This window comes from Ureibacillus manganicus DSM 26584 (genome assembly GCF_000772945.1).
Classification (GTDB): Bacteria; Bacillota; Bacilli; order Bacillales_A; family Planococcaceae; genus Ureibacillus; species Ureibacillus manganicus.
Map to the genome: position 1 here is coordinate 19,080 of NZ_JPVN01000031.1, position 17,811 is coordinate 36,890.

At 38.6% G+C, this 17,811-nt stretch carries 12 protein-coding genes; 10 read left to right on the forward strand and 2 right to left on the reverse strand.

Features of this window, described 5'->3' with window-relative positions; genetic code table 11:
* The first annotated feature begins 69 nt into the window (after positions 1 to 69).
* The 6 genes from CD29_RS17230 to CD29_RS17255 all read left to right on the forward strand — a co-directional run bounded on the left by CD29_RS17230 (position 70) and on the right by CD29_RS17255 (position 10,215).
* Positions 70 to 2,412 carry an FtsK/SpoIIIE family DNA translocase gene (locus tag CD29_RS17230; RefSeq protein ID WP_036189716.1) on the forward strand — a complete coding sequence of 781 codons (2,343 nt, stop codon included), beginning with the start codon at positions 70 to 72 and terminating at the stop codon, positions 2,410 to 2,412.
* 311 nt (positions 2,413 to 2,723) lie between these two features.
* Positions 2,724 to 3,788 (forward strand): BMP family lipoprotein, encoded by a 1,065-nt coding sequence (locus tag CD29_RS17235; protein ID WP_036189718.1) that lies wholly within the window; start codon positions 2,724 to 2,726, stop codon positions 3,786 to 3,788.
* A gap of 1,264 nt (positions 3,789 to 5,052) precedes the next feature.
* Positions 5,053 to 6,126 (forward strand): BMP family lipoprotein, encoded by a 1,074-nt coding sequence (locus tag CD29_RS17240; protein ID WP_036189720.1) that lies wholly within the window; start codon positions 5,053 to 5,055, stop codon positions 6,124 to 6,126.
* A 540-nt stretch (positions 6,127 to 6,666) separates the two neighbouring features.
* Entirely contained in the window at positions 6,667 to 8,205 is a 1,539-nt protein-coding gene (locus CD29_RS17245) for an ABC transporter ATP-binding protein (protein WP_036189722.1), read from the forward strand.
* Positions 8,205 to 9,254, forward strand: a complete 1,050-nt coding sequence (locus CD29_RS17250) for an ABC transporter permease (protein WP_036189724.1) — start codon at positions 8,205 to 8,207, stop codon at positions 9,252 to 9,254. The genes CD29_RS17245 and CD29_RS17250 overlap by 1 nt, the downstream gene beginning before the upstream one ends.
* A 1-nt stretch (position 9,255) precedes the next feature.
* On the forward strand, positions 9,256 to 10,215 hold the full coding sequence (locus CD29_RS17255; protein WP_036189726.1) for an ABC transporter permease: 960 nt from the start codon (positions 9,256 to 9,258) through the stop codon (positions 10,213 to 10,215).
* Positions 10,216 to 11,574: 1,359 nt separating this feature from the next.
* Here CD29_RS17255 and CD29_RS17280 read toward each other — a convergent pair.
* Positions 11,575 to 12,150, reverse strand: coding sequence for an NADPH-dependent FMN reductase (locus CD29_RS17280; protein ID WP_036189737.1), 576 nt, complete (start codon positions 12,148 to 12,150; stop codon positions 11,575 to 11,577).
* Between the two features lie 153 nt (positions 12,151 to 12,303).
* Here CD29_RS17280 and CD29_RS17285 point away from each other — a divergent pair, with 153 nt between their 5' ends.
* Positions 12,304 to 12,858, forward strand: coding sequence for a TetR/AcrR family transcriptional regulator (locus tag CD29_RS17285; protein WP_036189739.1), 555 nt, complete (start codon positions 12,304 to 12,306; stop codon positions 12,856 to 12,858).
* A gap of 48 nt (positions 12,859 to 12,906) precedes the next feature.
* Here CD29_RS17285 and CD29_RS17290 read toward each other — a convergent pair whose 3' ends face one another.
* Positions 12,907 to 13,290, reverse strand: a complete 384-nt coding sequence (locus CD29_RS17290) for a PepSY domain-containing protein (protein ID WP_052124233.1) — start codon at positions 13,288 to 13,290, stop codon at positions 12,907 to 12,909.
* Between the two features lie 335 nt (positions 13,291 to 13,625).
* Between CD29_RS17290 and yfmF the strand changes: the two genes are divergently transcribed.
* The 3 genes from yfmF (at position 13,626) to ymfI (ending at position 16,994) form a co-directional block, all read left to right on the forward strand.
* Complete coding sequence (gene yfmF, locus CD29_RS17295; protein WP_036189741.1) at positions 13,626 to 14,903, forward strand: EF-P 5-aminopentanol modification-associated protein YfmF; 1,278 nt, start codon at positions 13,626 to 13,628, stop codon at positions 14,901 to 14,903.
* On the forward strand, positions 14,890 to 16,188 hold the full coding sequence (gene yfmH, locus CD29_RS17300) for an EF-P 5-aminopentanol modification-associated protein YfmH (protein WP_036189743.1): 1,299 nt from the start codon (positions 14,890 to 14,892) through the stop codon (positions 16,186 to 16,188). The genes yfmF and yfmH overlap by 14 nt, the downstream gene beginning before the upstream one ends.
* Positions 16,189 to 16,265: 77 nt before the next feature.
* Positions 16,266 to 16,994 carry an elongation factor P 5-aminopentanone reductase gene (gene ymfI / locus CD29_RS17305; protein WP_036189745.1) on the forward strand — a complete coding sequence of 243 codons (729 nt, stop codon included), beginning with the start codon at positions 16,266 to 16,268 and terminating at the stop codon, positions 16,992 to 16,994.
* Positions 16,995 to 17,811 lie beyond the last annotated feature (817 nt).

Genomic DNA, 17,811 nt, shown 5'->3' on the forward strand with positions numbered 1-17,811 from the left:
CGCGAGATCTCCGTAATTTAGAACGAAACTTTTCAAGTAAAACAATGAGTAAAGAAATAGGTGAAAGTAATGGCAGAGAAAAAACGAAGACCATCGACAAAAGCAAAAAATAAAGGTGGACCTTTAATCTATGAAATTCTCGGATTGTTATTAATCGCTTTTGGTATCATCGTCTTCTTTGAATTCGGTGTTGTCGGAAGTGTCATCCAATCCGCATCAATGTTTCTATTAGGAAACTTATATATTTTCATTCCGATTATTTCTGTATTCCTAGCAGTAATGATGATGATTCAGCGAAAAGGAATATCATTGAGAGATCGTATCATTATTGGGTTTATCTTAATGATTTGTAGTTTAACAATCTTTAGTCATAGTTTCCTATTTGAAGATTTAACGAGAAGAAACGCACTTATGTCGGATTCCGTATTAAGAGAGACTTGGAGAATACTAATAGAAAATCAGGGGATTAACGCTCGAAGTGATGCGCTTGGTGGCGGAATGGTTGGTGCCATTCTGTTTAGCTTATTCCACGTGTTATTTGACGCAAGTGGAGCAAAAGTGGCGGCATGGGTACTTTTATTTATCGGACTTATATTAATTACAGGGAAAGCACTTGTTCCGTTTATTATTGAAAAGGGCCCACAGCTAAAGAAAAGACTGGAAAGAAAGAAAAAACCCAAACTAAGAGCGAGTACGAAAGAAGAAACAAAACCAAAACGTGAAAAGCGTACAAGTAAAAGGGAAGATCCACAAGCAAATCCTGCCAATGAGATTGTTGCAACGAGTATGGATGCTTACGATGATGAACCCGTAATTGTGCAACAACCAATGATTTACCAAGAACCAATTAAAGAACCAATCATTTCTGCTTTCACACAAAATATTAAGCAAGAACCAAAAGAATCCAAAACGGAAAAAGTCGAACCAGTAGATGATGGATTTGATGATGCATTGCAAAAAGCGGTGCAAACGAATATCGAAAATACTGACTATTTACTGCCTTCGATGAATTTATTGCAAATTCCACCTGAGCATGACCAAAGTGGAGAATACTCTGTTATTCAGATGAATGCGAAGAAGCTTGAACAGACATTCCATAGCTTTGGGGTAAAAGCTCGAGTTACACAAGTGCATCTTGGTCCTGCAGTGACAAAATACGAAATACTGCCAGATGTAGGTGTAAAAGTAAGTAAAATTGTGAGTTTACAGGATGACCTTGCATTGGCACTTGCTGCAAGAGATATTCGTATGGAAGCACCAATTCCAGGAAAATCAGCCATTGGGATTGAAGTGCCGAATAGTGAAGTTGCCATCGTAACGTTACGTGAAGTATTAGAAGCGAAAGAAAATAATCGTCCCGATTCTAAATTATTGATTGGGTTTGGTCGCGACATAACAGGACAAGCTATATTATCTGAACTAAATAAAATGCCTCACTTACTTGTTGCAGGTTCAACAGGTAGTGGTAAATCGGTTTGTATTAACGGAATTATTGTTTCGATTTTAATGCGTGCTGCACCTCATGAAGTGAAAATGATGTTAATCGACCCGAAAATGGTTGAGCTAAATGTATATAACGGAATTCCGCATTTACTTGCACCTGTAGTGACGGATGCACGTAAAGCTTCTCAAGCATTGCAAAAAGTAGTTTCAGAAATGGAAAGACGCTATGATTTATTCTCCCACACTGGAACGAGAAATATTAAAGGTTATAACGATCATATTGATAAGTTCAATGCTGAAAATGATGAAAAACATCCAAAACTACCGTATATCGTAGTAGTTATTGACGAGTTAGCGGATTTAATGATGGTTGCTTCACATGATGTGGAAGATTCAATCACGCGTTTAGCACAAATGGCGCGTGCTGCTGGTATTCACTTAATCATCGCAACGCAAAGACCATCTGTTGATGTTATCACTGGTGTCATCAAAGCAAATATCCCTTCACGAATCGCTTTTGCCGTATCATCTGCCATTGATTCGCGCACAATATTAGATATGGGCGGTGCAGAACGATTACTAGGGAGAGGTGATATGCTATTTTTACCAGCTGGTGAATCAAAACCTATTCGTGTACAGGGAGCCTTTCTTTCGGACGCAGAAGTAGAGGCTGTTGTGGATTATGTCATTGAACAGCAAAAAGCACATTATGATGAAACAATGATCCCAACTGATGAACCAGAAAAGGCATTTGAAGAAGAAGTTGACGAGTTATACGATGAGGCAGTTCAATTAGTCGTTGAAATGCAAACAGCTTCTGTTTCAATGTTGCAGCGAAGATTCCGAATTGGTTATTCAAGAGCTGCGCGTATTGTGGATCAAATGGAAATGCGCGGAGTCGTAGGACCACCAGATGGTTCGAGACCAAGACAAGTACTGATCAATAAGCAGAATGTTGAGAATAGTTAAATTACGTTTTCATTTTCGACATAAATACAAACTTTTGTATAATTTTTAAACAAAAGTTTGTAAAAGTTATTTAATAAGTTTGTAAATGATGATATATTGATAAAAATTAGTAGGAAAGCTCATCATTTATAGTAATTACTTGGTTAATTCTGTTAAGAGTTCCCCCAAAGACTCACTTATAGATATTTAGGCATTTCAAACGCAAGTTTAAAGCTGAAAATAGATTTCCATGTAATTCAAAAAGGATGTAGAAAGACACCTAGAGAGTAACTGCTAATTATTACTATATTCCTTTGGAGGTACAACACAACATGAAAAAACGTAAGTTTGGTTTTGCAATGGCGTCATTACTTGCTGTTGGAACACTTTTAGGTGCTTGTGGCACAAAAGACGAAGGCAAAGACAATGCAGAAAACAAAGAAGATACTTTCTCTGTAGCAATGGTTACTGACGAAGGTGGGGTAGATGACCGTTCATTTAACCAATCTACTTGGGAAGGTATTGAACAATTTGGTAAAGATAACGGATTAACAAAAGGTAATGGTGGATACGATTACTTACAATCAGAATCTGAAGCGGATTATGTTCAAAACTTAAATAGCTTAATTCAACGTGATTTTGACTTAATATTTGGTGTAGGTTTTAAACTTCATAATGCAGTAGTAGAAGTTGCAGAGCAACGTCCAAATGCGCAAATTGCTATTATTGACGAAGTAGTTCCTGATCTTCCAAACGTTGCATCGATTATGTTCAATGCAAACGAAGCTTCATACTTAGCGGGTGTAGCTGCTGCTCTTGAAACGAAAACTGGTAAAGTTGGATTCATCGGTGGTATGGAAGGTGCGATCGTTGGTGGATTCGAAGCTGGATTCGCTGCTGGAGTTAAAGCTGCAAACCCAGATGTTCAAGTATTTGTACAATATGTAGATAGCTTTACAGATGCTGAAAAAGGTCGTTCAATCGCAGCATTAATGTATGACCAAGGCGCAGACATTATTTTCCATGCTGCTGGTGGTTCTGGTAATGGTCTATTCACAGAAGCAAAAGAACGTAAACAAAAAGATCCAAACGCTAACGTATGGGTAATCGGTGTTGACCGTGACCAATATGATGACGGACAAGTAAATGCTGATACAAACGTTGTATTAACATCTGTTTTAAAACAAGTTGGTGTAGCTGCTCAAGAAGTTGCTAAATTAGCTCAAGATGGCAAATTCCCTGGTGGAGAGCTGATCACTTACGGTTTAGCTGATAAAGGTGTTGACTTAGCTGACGATCGTGGTGCTATGTCAGAAGAAACAAAAGCACAAGTTGAAGATTTCAAACAACAAATTATTGATGGTACAATCGAAGTACCAACTGCACCAACTCGTTAATTAGAGGTTGGTGAAGCGGAGCCCGTAGCTGCTGAGGCGGCTATTGGTGTTGAAAACCGAACTATATTACGGATACTTTAAGTAGTGATTCGTAGTAGTAGTTCGGTTTTTTTTTGATTGAGGAAAGGCGTGCAGGAAGCTGGAAGCTGTGCAGCTACTTTCGTGACAGTGGAGATGGTTTTGGGGTTGAGTTGTCACGAGAAGGAAAGTGGCGTGACAGTAGGAGTTGTTTTCAAGGCAGAGTTGTCATGAAAAGTGAAGTTATGGAATAGTAGGAGGCGTTTTCGAGGCAAAGTTTTCCAAATAAACCCAGTATTAAGACAGTAGAGGGAGATTTTGATGCCGAGTGTCCAAATTAACCCAGTATTAAGACAGTAGGAGGAGATTTTGACGCTGAGTTGTCCAAATAAACCCAGTATTAAGACAGTAGAGGGAGATTTTGATGCTGAGTTGTCCAAATAAACCAGGTATTAAGACAGTAGGAGGAGATTTTGATACTGAGTTGTCCAAATAAACCAAGTATTAAGACAGTAGGGGAAGGTTTTGACGGTGAGTTGTCCAAATAAACCAAGTATTAAGACAGTAGAGGAAGATTTTGATGCTGAGTTGTCCAAATAAACCCAGTATTAAGACAGTAGAGGAAGATTTTGATGCTGAGTTGTCCAAATAAACCCAGTATTAAGACAGTAGAGGAAGGTTTTGACGCTCAGTTGTCCAAATAAACCGAGTATTGAGACAGTAGAGGAAGGCTTTGGCGTTCAGTTGACCAAAAAGCCAAGTATTGAGACAGTAGGAGATCGTTTTGATACAGAGTTGTCCTCTAAAGAGAAGTTATTTGACACCGAGTTGTTCCGAAATCTAAGTTACACTATAATTTCGACAACGAGAAGTCCCAACACCAAAGTTCCGCTACAATAAAAGATTGTTTCAATGCCGTTATCCCCCCTTGAAAATCTTAGCATCCACCCCACCAATATATTTCAAAGTTTACTAATTATTTCGACATCTAACCTATTAGTATGTCACAAATAACGATGCTATTTCTCAATAGTGTGACATAATGCGAAATTAGTACGAAAATTTGTCATTCTTTTAATTATTTCAATAGATTTTAGTAAAAACTATTTTAATAGTTTGTAAAAAATGATATATTAATGAACGATTAGTGGGAATGTTCATCATAATTTTAATAGACCAACTATTTCAAACTGATTTTTCCTGCTAGTTCAATATTAATTAAAATCCTTTGGGGGGACCAAAAATCATGAAAAAACGTAAGTTTGGTTTTGCAATGGCTTCTTTATTAGCTGTTGGTACACTTCTTGGTGCTTGTGGCGCTAAAGAAGAAGGAGGAGAAAAAACAACAACTGATGCTGGTAACAATGAAAGCGATTTCTCTGTTGCAATGGTAACTGACGTTGGTGGAGTTGACGACCGTTCTTTCAACCAATCTACTTGGGAAGGTCTAGAACAATTTGGTAAAGATAACGGCTTATCAAAAGGTAACGGTGGTTACGACTACTTACAATCTGAAGATGAAGGCGATTATGTACAAAATTTAAATAACTTAATTCAACGCGAATTCGATTTAGTATTTGCAGTTGGTTTTAAACTACATGATGCTGTAGTAGAAGTAGCTGAGCAACGTCAAAATGCACAAATTGCAATTATTGACGAAGTTGTACCTGATCTTCCAAACGTAGCATCAATCATGTTCAAAGCAAACGAAGCTTCTTTCTTAGCTGGTGTAGCTGCTGCTCTTGAAACAAAAACTGGTAAAGTTGGTTTCATCGGTGGTATGGAAGGTGCAATTATCGGTGGATTTGAAGCTGGTTTCGTAGCAGGTGTTGAAGCTGCTAACCCAGATGTAGAAATCTTTATTCAGTATGCTGATAGCTTTAGCGATGCTGAAAAAGGTCGTTCAATTGCAGCATTAATGTATAACCAAGGCGCAGACATTATTTTCCACGCTGCTGGTGGTGTTGGCAACGGTTTATTCACAGAAGCAAAAGAACGTAAACAAAAAGATCCAAATGCAAACGTATGGGTAATCGGTGTTGACCGTGACCAATACGATGAAGGTCAAGTTAACGCAGATACAAATGTAACATTAACTTCAGTATTAAAACGTGTTGACGTTGCTGCACAAGAAGTATCTAAATTAGCTAAAGAAGGTAATTTCCCTGGTGGAGAATTAATTACTTACGGTTTAGCTGATAATGGTGTTGACTTAGCTGACGATCGTGGTGCTATTTCTGAAGCTACAAAAGCTAAAGTTGAAGAATTCAAAAAGCAAATTATTGATGGTTCTCTAGTTGTTCCTAACGAACCTAAATAATAATCTGCAATAGTTCGGATTTCTGAAGGCTAGCAAGCGCTAGTCTTCAATTTTTTGTTTGACACTTAATTTTCCAGAGAACTCAAAATTATCGAAATTTAGGAAAGTTTGCAATGGAAAAAATTACTTTTATTTTCTATTAATTATCAGATGAAAAGTTTTAAATTAAGCAATATACTAGTCTAAAAGAATTAAAACTTTTTATGTGTTAATTAAATAATCTTTGTTGAGTTAAGCACACTATAAAAATAAGCAACGCGCCAAAAAAATGGTATAAAGTTGAAAACGCTTCCTCCACAAAGTCTGTTTTACGAGAGGTATATGTTTTTTATAAAAGAGGAAGTTAAATTAAGTATGATAAATTTATTATTATATTGTTTTTTGACCTCAAATAGAATATCTTCAATTAGAGACTTTAACATATAGTGATTTGAGTAATTCAAACTTTGCACGGATCTCGTCAATGGTTAACACAACCAAAACATCTTTAAATGCATTTATGCTTGATTTTATTTATTAAAACAGTTGGGAGTGAACAGGTTGGAATACGTAATTGAGATGCTTGGTATTCGAAAGCAATTTGGAGATTTTGTAGCTAATAACAATATTACGTTGCAACTCAAAAAAGGAGAAATCCATGCATTATTAGGAGAAAATGGTGCCGGAAAATCCACTTTAATGAACGTACTTTTTGGTTTATATCAACCTGAAGCTGGAATTATTAAAGTAAACGGAAAAGAAGTAAAAATTACTGATCCAAATGTCGCAAACAGACTTGGAATCGGAATGGTGCATCAGCACTTTATGCTTGTTGAAAACTTTACTGTAACAGAAAACATTATCTTAGGTCATGAACCAACAAGAGGCGGTACGATTAACATTAAAGATGCTGCTAAAAAGGTTCAAGAATTATCTGAACGCTACGGACTGAATGTTGACCCTTATGCAAAAATCGAGGATATTTCCGTAAGGATGCAACAACGTGTTGAGATTATTAAAACATTATACCGCGGTGCGGAAATTTTAATCTTTGACGAGCCAACAGCATCACTAACTCCACAAGAGATAACAGAGCTTATCCAAATCATGAAACTCCTTATTAAAGAAGGTAAGTCTATTATTTTAATTACACATAAGCTACAAGAAATTATGGACGTATCTGACCGTGTAACGATTATTCGTAAAGGGGAAGGAATTGGTACAGTAACAACTTCTGAAACTAACCCTATACAACTTGCGGAAATGATGGTTGGTCGACAAGTTACATTTAAAACTGAGAAAAAAGAAGCTCAGCCAAAAGATGTTGTTTTAAAAGTCGAAAATTTAGTCGTTGCTGATAACCGTGGCATCGAGAAAGTAAAAGGGCTAAATTTAGAAGTTAGAGCTGGTGAAATCGTAGGAATTGCTGGGATCGATGGAAATGGACAGGCTGAACTAATCGAAGCAATCACGGGCTTGCGAAAAGTGAAAAGCGGTAAAGTCGAGCTTAATAACAAAGATATTACTGGTTTCAAACCTCGTAAAATTACTGAAGCAGGTATCGGTCATATCCCTCAAGATAGACATAAACACGGACTAGTATTGGACTTCCCAATAAGCGATAATATTGCGCTTCAAACTTATTACAAAGAGCCTTTTTCAAAAAACGGCATTATGGACTATAAAAAGGTAAGAGGTATTGCTGCTGATATTATTAAAGAATTTGACGTTCGTGCTGCAAGTAACATGAGTTTAGCTCGTTCTTTATCTGGTGGTAACCAACAAAAAGCAATTATCGGACGTGAAATTACACGAAATCCAGATTTACTGATTGCTGCACTTCCTACGCGCGGACTGGATGTAGGTGCTATTGAGTACATTCACAAACGTTTAATCGAGCAACGTGACAAAGGTAAAGCGGTTTTATTAATTTCATTTGAATTAGATGAAGTTATGAACGTTTCGGACCGTATCGCTGTTATTTATGACGGTGCAATTATTGATACGGTATTCCCAAGAGAAACAAATGAAAAAGAATTAGGCTTATTGATGGCTGGACAAGAGTTGTCATCTAAGCAATCAAAGGGTGGTGATGCATAATGAGTAGCCGCACTCAGAATTTTTTAGTTCCAATTATTTCGATTATTTTAGGTCTGATTTTCGGGGCAATCGTCATGCTAATAAGTGGTTACAACCCCGTTGCTGGTTATACAGCTTTATGGAATGGTATTTTCGGTAGTAGTTATAACTTTGGTGAAACTGTACGTACAATCATTCCTTATGTATTCTCAGGTTTAGCGGTTGCCTTTGCATTCCGTACGGGTCTTTTCAACATCGGTGTTGAAGGACAATTAATCATGGGATGGTTCGCAGCAGCTTATGTAGGTTTTGCATGGGACTTACCAACGATTATTCACTTACCCGTTGCGATTTTAGCAGCGGCTTTAGTGGGTGCTGCATGGGCATTTATTCCTGGTATTCTAAAAGCAAGACTAGGTGTGCACGAAGTTATCGTAACAATTATGATGAACTATATCGCTCTACGTTCCATTAATCCTCTGATTGCAGCGGTAACAGGTGGGGCAGAGCGTACACCAAAAGTACATGAATCTGCATCATTACGTTCAGAATTCCTACAATCACTTACAGATTATTCTCGTATGCACTGGGGATTCATTATCGCGATTATCGGTGTGTTTGTGATGTGGTTTATTTTAGAGAAAACAACTTTAGGTTATGAGTTAAAATCAGTTGGATTTAACCGAAATGCGTCTGAATATGCAGGGATGAACGTTAAGAAAAACATCGTATTATCTATGGTTATTTCAGGGGCATTTGCAGGGTTAGCGGGTGCAATGGAAGCATTAGGTACATTTGGAAATATTGCATCAATGTCGTCGTTTTCAGGTATTGGATTTGACGGAATTGCCGTTGCCTTGTTAGGAGCCAACCAACCAGTGGGCGTATTCTTTGCCGCAGTTTTATTTGGTTCATTGAAAAATGGTGGTATTAATATGCCAAACGAAGCCGGTGTACCAAATGAAATCGTGTCTATCGTAATCGCTCTTATCATTCTATTTGCTGCATCAGGTTATGTCATCAGACTATTGCTTGATCGTGCAGGTAAATCGAAAAAGGAGGTAAAATAAGATGAGCTTTTTAGACGTTCTTTATTTTATCATTCCTTCAGCTATATTTTATGCAGCTCCAATCATCATGACGGCAATTGGTGGCGTATTTACAGAACGTTCAGGTGTAGTAAATATTGGTCTTGAAGGAATTATGATCGTCGGGGCAGCAAGTAGTATTATCTTTAACTTAACGTTTGTCGATTCATTCGGAACGTTAACGCCTTGGATCGCATTAATTGTTGCAATGGTATTTGGTATGATCATGTCATCCATTTTAGCCGTAGCGGCTGTATCATTCCGTGCTGACCAAACTGTTTCTGGGGTAGCCATTAATATGTTAGGTCTTGCGGCTGCAGTATTTATCGTAAAATTAATTTATGATAAAGGTCAAACAGACTCAATTCAACAACGTTTTAGTCGTTTTGATGTACCATACTTATCGGATATTCCGTTTATCGGACCGTTATTCTTTGAAGATGCTTACGCAACAACATTTGTTGCTTTTGCAGTAGTATTCATCGCATGGTTTGTTTTATATAAAACGCCATTCGGATTACGTATTCGTGCAGTGGGTGAACACCCAATGGCTGCAGACACAATGGGAATTAATGTTGCGAAAACGCGTTACATTGCTGTATTAATTTCAGGTGCTCTTGGTGGTATTGGGGGAGCTATCTTCGCCCAAGCAATCGCAGGGAACTTCTCAGCTTCCACAATTAGTGGTCAAGGATTCATGGCCCTAGCGGCAATGATCTTCGGGAAATGGCATCCACTAGGCGCATTTGGCGCGGCGTTATTCTTCGGTCTAGCGCAATCACTGAGCGTAGTAGGAAACGCAATTCCATATGTAAAAGATATCCCTCCAGTGATCTTAGCGATTTTACCTTACGCATTAACAATCATCGCTTTAGCTGGATTCATCGGTAAAGCCAACGCACCAAAAGCAAGTGGTGTGCCTTATATTAAGGGGAAACGATGATATAGTAATTCCCGGGTGGGGATGACCTATTTCTATTCAAATAAAAGCTGCAACCCAATGGTATATTGGGTTGTGGCTTTTTGTATTTTCCAAAAAGTGTCTAGCAAAATCGATCTACGAGACAAAATTTATAGAATCACTGGTAAAATGTCTCGTAGAAGCGTTCAATGGGACAAAACGGGGTTGGAACTCATAAGAAGCGTCTCGTAGGAGCGTTCTATGGGACAAAACTGGGTTAGAATTCAAGGAAAATGTCTCGTAGGAGCGTTCTATGGGACAAAACGGGGTTGGATTTTTGGAAAGTGTCTCGTAGAAGCGTTCTATGGGACAAAACGGGGTTGGAATTCATGGAAAGTGTCTCGTAGGAGCGTTCTATGGGACAAAACGGGGTTGGAATTCATGGGAAGTGTCTCGTAGAAGCGTTCTATGGGACAAAACTGGGTTAGAATTTATGGGAAACGTCTCGTAGAAGCATTCTATGGGACAAAACGGGGTTGGAATTCAAGGAAAATGTCTCGTAGGAGCGTTCTATGGGACAAAACTGGGTTGGATTTTTGGAAAGTGTCTCGTAGAAGCGTTCTATGGGACAAAACGGGGTTGGAATTCATGGGAAGTGTCTCGTAGAAGCGTTCTATGGGACAAAACGGGGTTGGAATTCATGGGAAGTGTCTCGTAGAAGTGTTCTATGGGACAAAACTGGGTTAGAATTTATGGGAAACGTCTCGTAGAAGCATTCTATGGGACAAAACGGGGTTGGAATTCAAGGAAAATGTCTCGTAGGAGCGTTCTATGGGACAAAACTGGGTTGGATTTTTGGAAAGTGTCTCGTAGAAGCGTTCTATGGGACAAAACGGGGTTGGAATTTATGGGAAGTGTCTCTTAGAAGCGTTCTATGGGACAAAACTGGGTTAGAATTTATGGGAAACGTCTCGTAGAAGCATTCTATGGGACAAAACGGGGTTGGAATTCAAGGAAAATGTCTCGTAGGAGCGTTCTATGGGACAAAACTGGGTTGGATTTTTGGAAAGTGTCTCGTAGAAGCGTTCTATGGGACAAAACGGGGTTGGAATTCATGGGAAGTGTCTCGTAGAAGCGTTCTATGGGACAAAACTGGGTTAGAATTTATGGGAAACGTCTCGTAGAAGCATTCTATGGGACAAAACGGGGTTGGAATTCAAGGAAAATGTCTCGTAGAAGCGTTCAATGGGACAAAAACTGGTTAGTTTGCATGGAAAATTTCTTGTGCTTCTATTAAATAAATCTGATGGAAATCCTAGTGAACTATCTCATGATGATCAATAAGAATAAAAAAACTCCCTCGCTCATCAGAACAAAGGAGTCCATTACCACTAACTCACACTAAACACTAACTTCTAAACCTCTCACACTCTTCAACGCAGTTGACCACGCCACAACATCATCCAGTACTTTATTCAATGTATCCTCATGGAATGGTGCTGGGTTGAATTCGCGCATATCTTGGAAATCAGTGAACAAACTCATCGCTACACTTGGTCCAACGACAGCTACTTTTGGAACACTTAAAATTAAACGTAAATCATTCGTAGCAGTTACCCCTAATGTAGAACCGTAACTTACAACGCCTGCTGCTTTATTGTTCCACTCAACATATAAATAGTCGATTGCATCTTTTAAGCCAGATGTAACGCCTTTGTTGTATTCAGGTGTTACGAAGATGAATCCATCAAGCTCACTAATTTTCTCAGACCATACGTGTGCTTCTCTTGCTACGTAATCTTGTGACATGATCGCTGGGATTGGCTCGTTGAAACGTGGTAGGTTGTAATCTTTAATGTCTACTAATTCATATTCTGCATCGCCACGTTTGTCAGCGATTGATTTTACCCACTCTGCCACCTGAATGTTTACTCGTGAGTCACGAGTGCTTCCTGTAAGAATTCCAATTTTCACCATAAATAACTCCTCCTTAGTTAAATAAAGCATTTATTTAGCTTATAATTGAAGTTTAGTAGATAATAAAACATATCAAAACCAATAAAATGGTAATTATGTTGGATATCCAACACAAGAATAAAATTGTTGTAAATGTAGGAGGGAAACGAAAAGATGGATCAAGTGAAAACGGACCCCCGAATTATTCGTACAAGAAAATTAATAATGGACACCTTTATAGACCTTTCGGGTAAAAAAGAATTTAAAGATATTACGGTCAAAGATATTACAACAGAAGCGATGATTAATCGGGCCACGTTTTATTATCATTTTGAGGATATTTATGATTTGCTCGACAAAGTTTTATCTGAAGTGTTATTAGTAAACCTTAAAAGTGAAGTCTACGAAAAAGAGGAAATTAATGAACAATCGCTTACAAGCATCTTTAAAGCGATTACGAATTTCCAAATGTCATTATCGAACAGGTGCCATCGAGGGTATGAGGATACGATTGCTCGAATTATTCGCGACCAACTCGAAGTTTTACTATATAAAATGCTACTAAAACAACACCAAGTAAAAGAAGATGAGTCGTTGAAAGTCGCTGCAGTTATGTTAAGTTGGGGGATTTACGGCGCATCGGTTGAATGGAGAAGAAACAGCCAGGATGCAACTCCTGAGGAATATATCAAATCTGCAATACCTTATATATTAAAAGGTATCGAATAAAATAAAACACCTCCAAACTCACATCGAGCAAGGAGGTGTTTGTATTGATTAATCATCGTAGCGATCGTCATTAATTTCTTCATAATAATCATCATCGTCGTCTTGTCGGTCGACTTCTTTTTCTAGTAATTCACCTGTGAAAGCATCGAATTTCAGCTCATATTCAGCTTCTTTTGTAACAATTTCCACTTCAAAATGACTCCATTTGCCTTCGCTTTCAAACTCAATATCCGTAATAACTGCGCCATCACCATTTACTAACTCTAATGCTTTTTTCTCAATTTCTTCGACAGAAAGTCTAACTTGTTCTGATGATTTTACTGGTTCCTCTACGATGTTTGCTGCTTCAAACGTATTGTTACCTGCAACTGCAATTAGTCCTCCAATTCCCATAACTCCGATTAGCGCTGGTACTAAAACGATTTTTTTCATTTTTCATAACTCCCTTGTTATTTGATAGTTCCATACTATCCAACCAAAATGAGGATAACGGGAGAGTTAGATTAGAAATTGATGAGAAATAAATTAATGCGCTTATGCGTAAGTTTGCGAAGTTTGAATAAAATAAATAGAATGCACAGCCTATACATATTAATTTTTGCATAAACCATAATAAGACATGTATAGTAGTGATATGAATTGTTATTTTTTAGCGATGTTGGAAAATTATTTTCTAGCATAATGGAATTCATTCATTAACCTTAAAGTTCGGCGATTGCTCGCCGGTTGCGAAAATTTTTTAAGATAGAGCAGAAAGGGGTATTTTTTTGTTTTCAACAATAGAGATTGCAAAGGGCGTTTCGCTACATATTCGACAATCGACACAATTCAAAACAGTGAATTTTTCAATAAAGTGGAGAAAGCCACTAACAGTAAAGGATGCTGCAGAACGTTCGGTCTTATCCAACGTGATGCAACATAGTAATGGCAAATTCAAAAAATCAGCTGAATTCCGCAGCTATTTAGATGATTTATACGGAACGGTAATGTATTTTGATGCATCAAAACGTGCTAACGATCACACGGTTGTATTGAACGTTGAGACAGTAAACGACCAGTACTTAGCGGATAATAAAGTGCTAGATGACGTCATTGATTTAATTCAAACGGCGATTTTCAACCCGAATTTTGAAAATGATCAATTCGTTTCATCTATCGTAGAACGTGAAAAGGAAATGGTCATCCAACGTATTCAATCGATTTTTGATGATAAAACGCGCTATGCACACCAACGCCTTACTCAAATTATTCGCCCAAATCACCCAGCGTCAATTTCAGCTAATGGGTCGATTGATGAAGTGAAAAATATTACGCCAGAAAGCTTAACAAAAGCTTATCATTCCATGATTAATGAAGACAAAATCGATATTTACGTGCTTGGGGATGTAGATGAAAAAGCAATTCAAGAGAAACTTGTAAACGCTTTAACGTTCAAAGACCGCGAACCGATTCCGTATCCAGACTATCCGGAATCTAAGGCAGAAAAAGAATATACGAATGAAAAACAAGATATGAATCAAGGGAAATTGCACATGGGTTACAGTACGCCTGTGAAATTTGGCGATGACGATTATCCTAAAATGCAAATTTTCAACGGTGTATTTGGTGGCTATGCCCACTCTAAAATTTTCATGAACGTGCGTGAGCGCGAAAGTTTAGCTTATTATGCTTCAAGTTCGTATTCATCTCACTATGGCCTTGTTTATGTTGTTTCTGGGATTGAGCCGGCAAATGAAAAGAAAGCCATTGATGTCATTGAAGAACAGCTAGATGCGATGAAAAATGGTGAAATTTCCGATCTTGAGATGAATCAAACAAAAGCGATGCTTGGCAATCAGTTAAAAGAAGCGTTAGATTCTGCTCGTGGGCAAATTGATATATTTGACCAATATAAAGATTTAGGCGAAGAATTCTCGATCGATACATGGAAAGAGCGCTGGAAAAACGTGACGAAAGAAGACCTTCAAGAGATGGCTTCTCAACTAAAACTTGAAGCAGTTTACTTCTTAAGTGGGAAGGAGAGCGGGCAGGATGCAAACAATTGAATTTAAACAGCTCGACGAAACATTATATTACGAAAAACTTTCAAACGGTTTATCAGTGTATATTTTACCGAAAAAAGGATTTTCAAAAACTTACGTGACATTTACTACGAAATACGGTTCTGTGGATCGCACATTTAAGCCAATTGATGGCAATGAAATGATTACAGTGCCTGATGGAATTGCCCACTTTTTAGAGCACAAAATGTTCGAAAAAGAACATGGCGATGTATTCCAACAATTTAGTGAGTATGGTGCATCAGCGAACGCATTCACAACGTTTGCGCGGACGGCGTATTTATTCTCCTCTACTGATAACGTGTTGAAAAACACAGAAACGTTATTGAATTTCGTGCAAGAGCCGTACTTCACGGAAAAAACCGTGAATAAAGAAAAGGGCATCATTGGTCAGGAAATTCAAATGTACAATGACCAACCTGATTACCGTGTGTACTTTGGCACGATTGAAAACATGTTCCACAACCACCCGGTGAAAATCGATATCGCTGGAACTGAGGAATCAATCGACAAAATTACAGCAGAGCATTTATACACTTGCTACAACACATTCTACCATCCATCGAACATGGTGTTATTTGTAGTTGGGGCGGTAAATCCTGATGAGATGATTGGGTTTATTAAAGACAATCAAAGTAAAAAAGAATTTAAAGAAGCGCCAGAAATCGAACGTCATTTGGAGGATGAACCGAAAGAAGTTGCGCACAAAACTCGCGAAATGAAAATGGATGTTCAGAAGCCAAAAGTGTACGTTGGCTTAAAAGCAAAAGAATCGAATTTGAGTGGCGATGAAATGCTGAAACATGAGCTAAGCGTTCAAATTGGGTTAGAGTGCTTATTCGGCCGTGCTTCTGATTTCTATACAAATGTATACGAAAGCGGATTAATCGATGAATCTTATGCATACGATTTTTCTCTAGAGCAAGGCTTCGGGTTTGCGTTGATTGGAACGGACAGTGCGGATCCTGATAAGTTTGCGGAGCTGGTTTTAGAGCAGGTGAATAAAGTCGAGAAAGAAGATGTGTTTAAGGCTGAAGCGATCGAGCGTATTAAACGTAAGAAAATCGGTTTCTTCCTTCGTGCGCTGAACTCGATTGAATTTATCGCGAATCAATTCACGCGTTACAAATTTAATGACATGAATCTGTTTGATGCAGTTCCAGTGATTGAGAAGTTAACTGTGGATGATATTAAGGAAGCGTTTGGAACGATTTTAGGTGAATCCCAACAGACGGTGTTTAAGGTTATGCCGATGAATGAAAGAAAGTAGTAACTGTTATTGGAGTGCGAAAGCGCGGCATGTTGAGTCGGTGCTTTCGCAAATTTTATTAAGCGAGCGAATTTAATATGAAGAAATATGCACTTGTACTTGGGGCATCTGGTGCGATTGGGAGTGCGATCTGTCGCCGTCTTGCTGCGGATGGCTGGTCGCTATATCTGCACTACAATCAAGGTATTGAGAAAATTCAACATTTGATGAAGGAACTAACTCTTGATTATGCGGATCAAGAGTTTATTCCTGTTCAGTCAGATTTTACGGATATTGGTGGAGCGGAAACGTTGGCACCACAAATTTTTGGTTTGAACGCGGTCGTCTTTGCTAGCGGCCACGCATATTATGGGTTAATTGAAGATACACCTGTGGACGAAATGGATAAGCTATGGCATGTTCATGTGCAAAACCCAATACGTTTGCTTGCGCTGCTTTCGGGTAAATTGCGCGGGAACGAAGTAAGTTACTGTTTATTTATCGGATCGATTTGGGGCGAGGCAGGGTCTGCTGGTGAAGCTGTTTATTCTGCTGTGAAAGGCGCGCAACATTCATTCGTAAAGTCCTACGCGAAAGAGGTTGCTTATAATCGTATCCGTGTGAACGCGATTGCGCCAGGGTTTATCGAAACGGAAATGAACAACCACTTATCAGCTGAAGAAAAATCTCGCGTGTTCGAAGAAATTCCTCTAGCACGCGCGGGCGAAGCGCGCGACGTCGCCAACATGGTGGCGTTCTACATAAGCGGCCAGGCGGATTACGTTACTGGGCAGATCATTCGGGTGAATGGTGGATGGTATATTTAGGTTGTAGGGGTGCTGATCAGTGGCAGTTTGGGATGGGAAAGGAGCCACTCTATGTGCCTGAACGAAAGAAAATCAATAACAAAAGGTAACATAGAAGCGCTCTATGTGCCCGGATGAAAGAAAATCAATAGCAAAAGGTAACATAGAAATGCACTATGTGCCTGAACGAAAGAAAATCAATAACAAAAGGTAACATAGAAGCGCTCTATGTTCCCGGATGAAAGAAAATCATTAGCAAAAGGTAACATAGAGCCGCTCTATGTGCCCGGATGAAAGAAAAACATTAGCAAAAGGTAACATAGAAGCGCTCTATGTGCCTGAACGAAAGAAGATCATTAGCGAAAGGTAACATAGAGCCGCTCTATGTGCCCGAATGAAATAAAATCATTAGCAAAAGGTAACATAGAAGCGCTCTATGTGCCCGAACGAAAGAAGATCATTAGCGAAAGGTAACATAGAGCCGTTCTATGTGCCGGGATGAAAGAAACCAATAGCAAAAAGTAACATAGAATGTCTCTATGACCAAATTATGCATTCACAAAGCATATAATCGCCAGAACAGCTGAATTAATTGCCAAAACGAGCGAGATAATAGCCCAAATCAATCAATTAATAGACAATTACCGGAAAACAAGCATCCACAAAGCAAATAATCGCCAGAACAGCTGAATTAATCGCCAAAACGAGCGAGATAATAGCCAAAATCAATCGAATAATCGCCAAAAGCCGGATCACAAGCATCCACAAAGCAAATAATCGCCAGAACAACTGAATTAATCGCCAAAACGCGCGAGATAATAGCCAAAATCAATCGAAT

Excerpts from the sequence above, each read along its gene's own strand:
- CD29_RS17290 (WP_052124233.1), bottom strand. The coding sequence starts at position 13,290 with ATGAAAAAAATCGTTTTAGTACCAGCGCTAATCGGAGTTATGGGAATT.
- ymfI (WP_036189745.1), top strand. The coding sequence starts at position 16,266 with ATGAAGAAATATGCACTTGTACTTGGGGCATCTGGTGCGATTGGGAGT.
- yfmH (WP_036189743.1), top strand. The coding sequence starts at position 14,890 with ATGCAAACAATTGAATTTAAACAGCTCGACGAAACATTATATTACGAA.
- CD29_RS17230 (WP_036189716.1), top strand. The coding sequence starts at position 70 with ATGGCAGAGAAAAAACGAAGACCATCGACAAAAGCAAAAAATAAAGGT.
- CD29_RS17235 (WP_036189718.1), top strand. The coding sequence starts at position 2,724 with ATGAAAAAACGTAAGTTTGGTTTTGCAATGGCGTCATTACTTGCTGTT.
- CD29_RS17280 (WP_036189737.1), bottom strand. The coding sequence starts at position 12,150 with ATGGTGAAAATTGGAATTCTTACAGGAAGCACTCGTGACTCACGAGTA.
- CD29_RS17255 (WP_036189726.1), top strand. The coding sequence starts at position 9,256 with ATGAGCTTTTTAGACGTTCTTTATTTTATCATTCCTTCAGCTATATTT.
- CD29_RS17285 (WP_036189739.1), top strand. The coding sequence starts at position 12,304 with ATGGATCAAGTGAAAACGGACCCCCGAATTATTCGTACAAGAAAATTA.
- CD29_RS17250 (WP_036189724.1), top strand. The coding sequence starts at position 8,205 with ATGAGTAGCCGCACTCAGAATTTTTTAGTTCCAATTATTTCGATTATT.
- CD29_RS17240 (WP_036189720.1), top strand. The coding sequence starts at position 5,053 with ATGAAAAAACGTAAGTTTGGTTTTGCAATGGCTTCTTTATTAGCTGTT.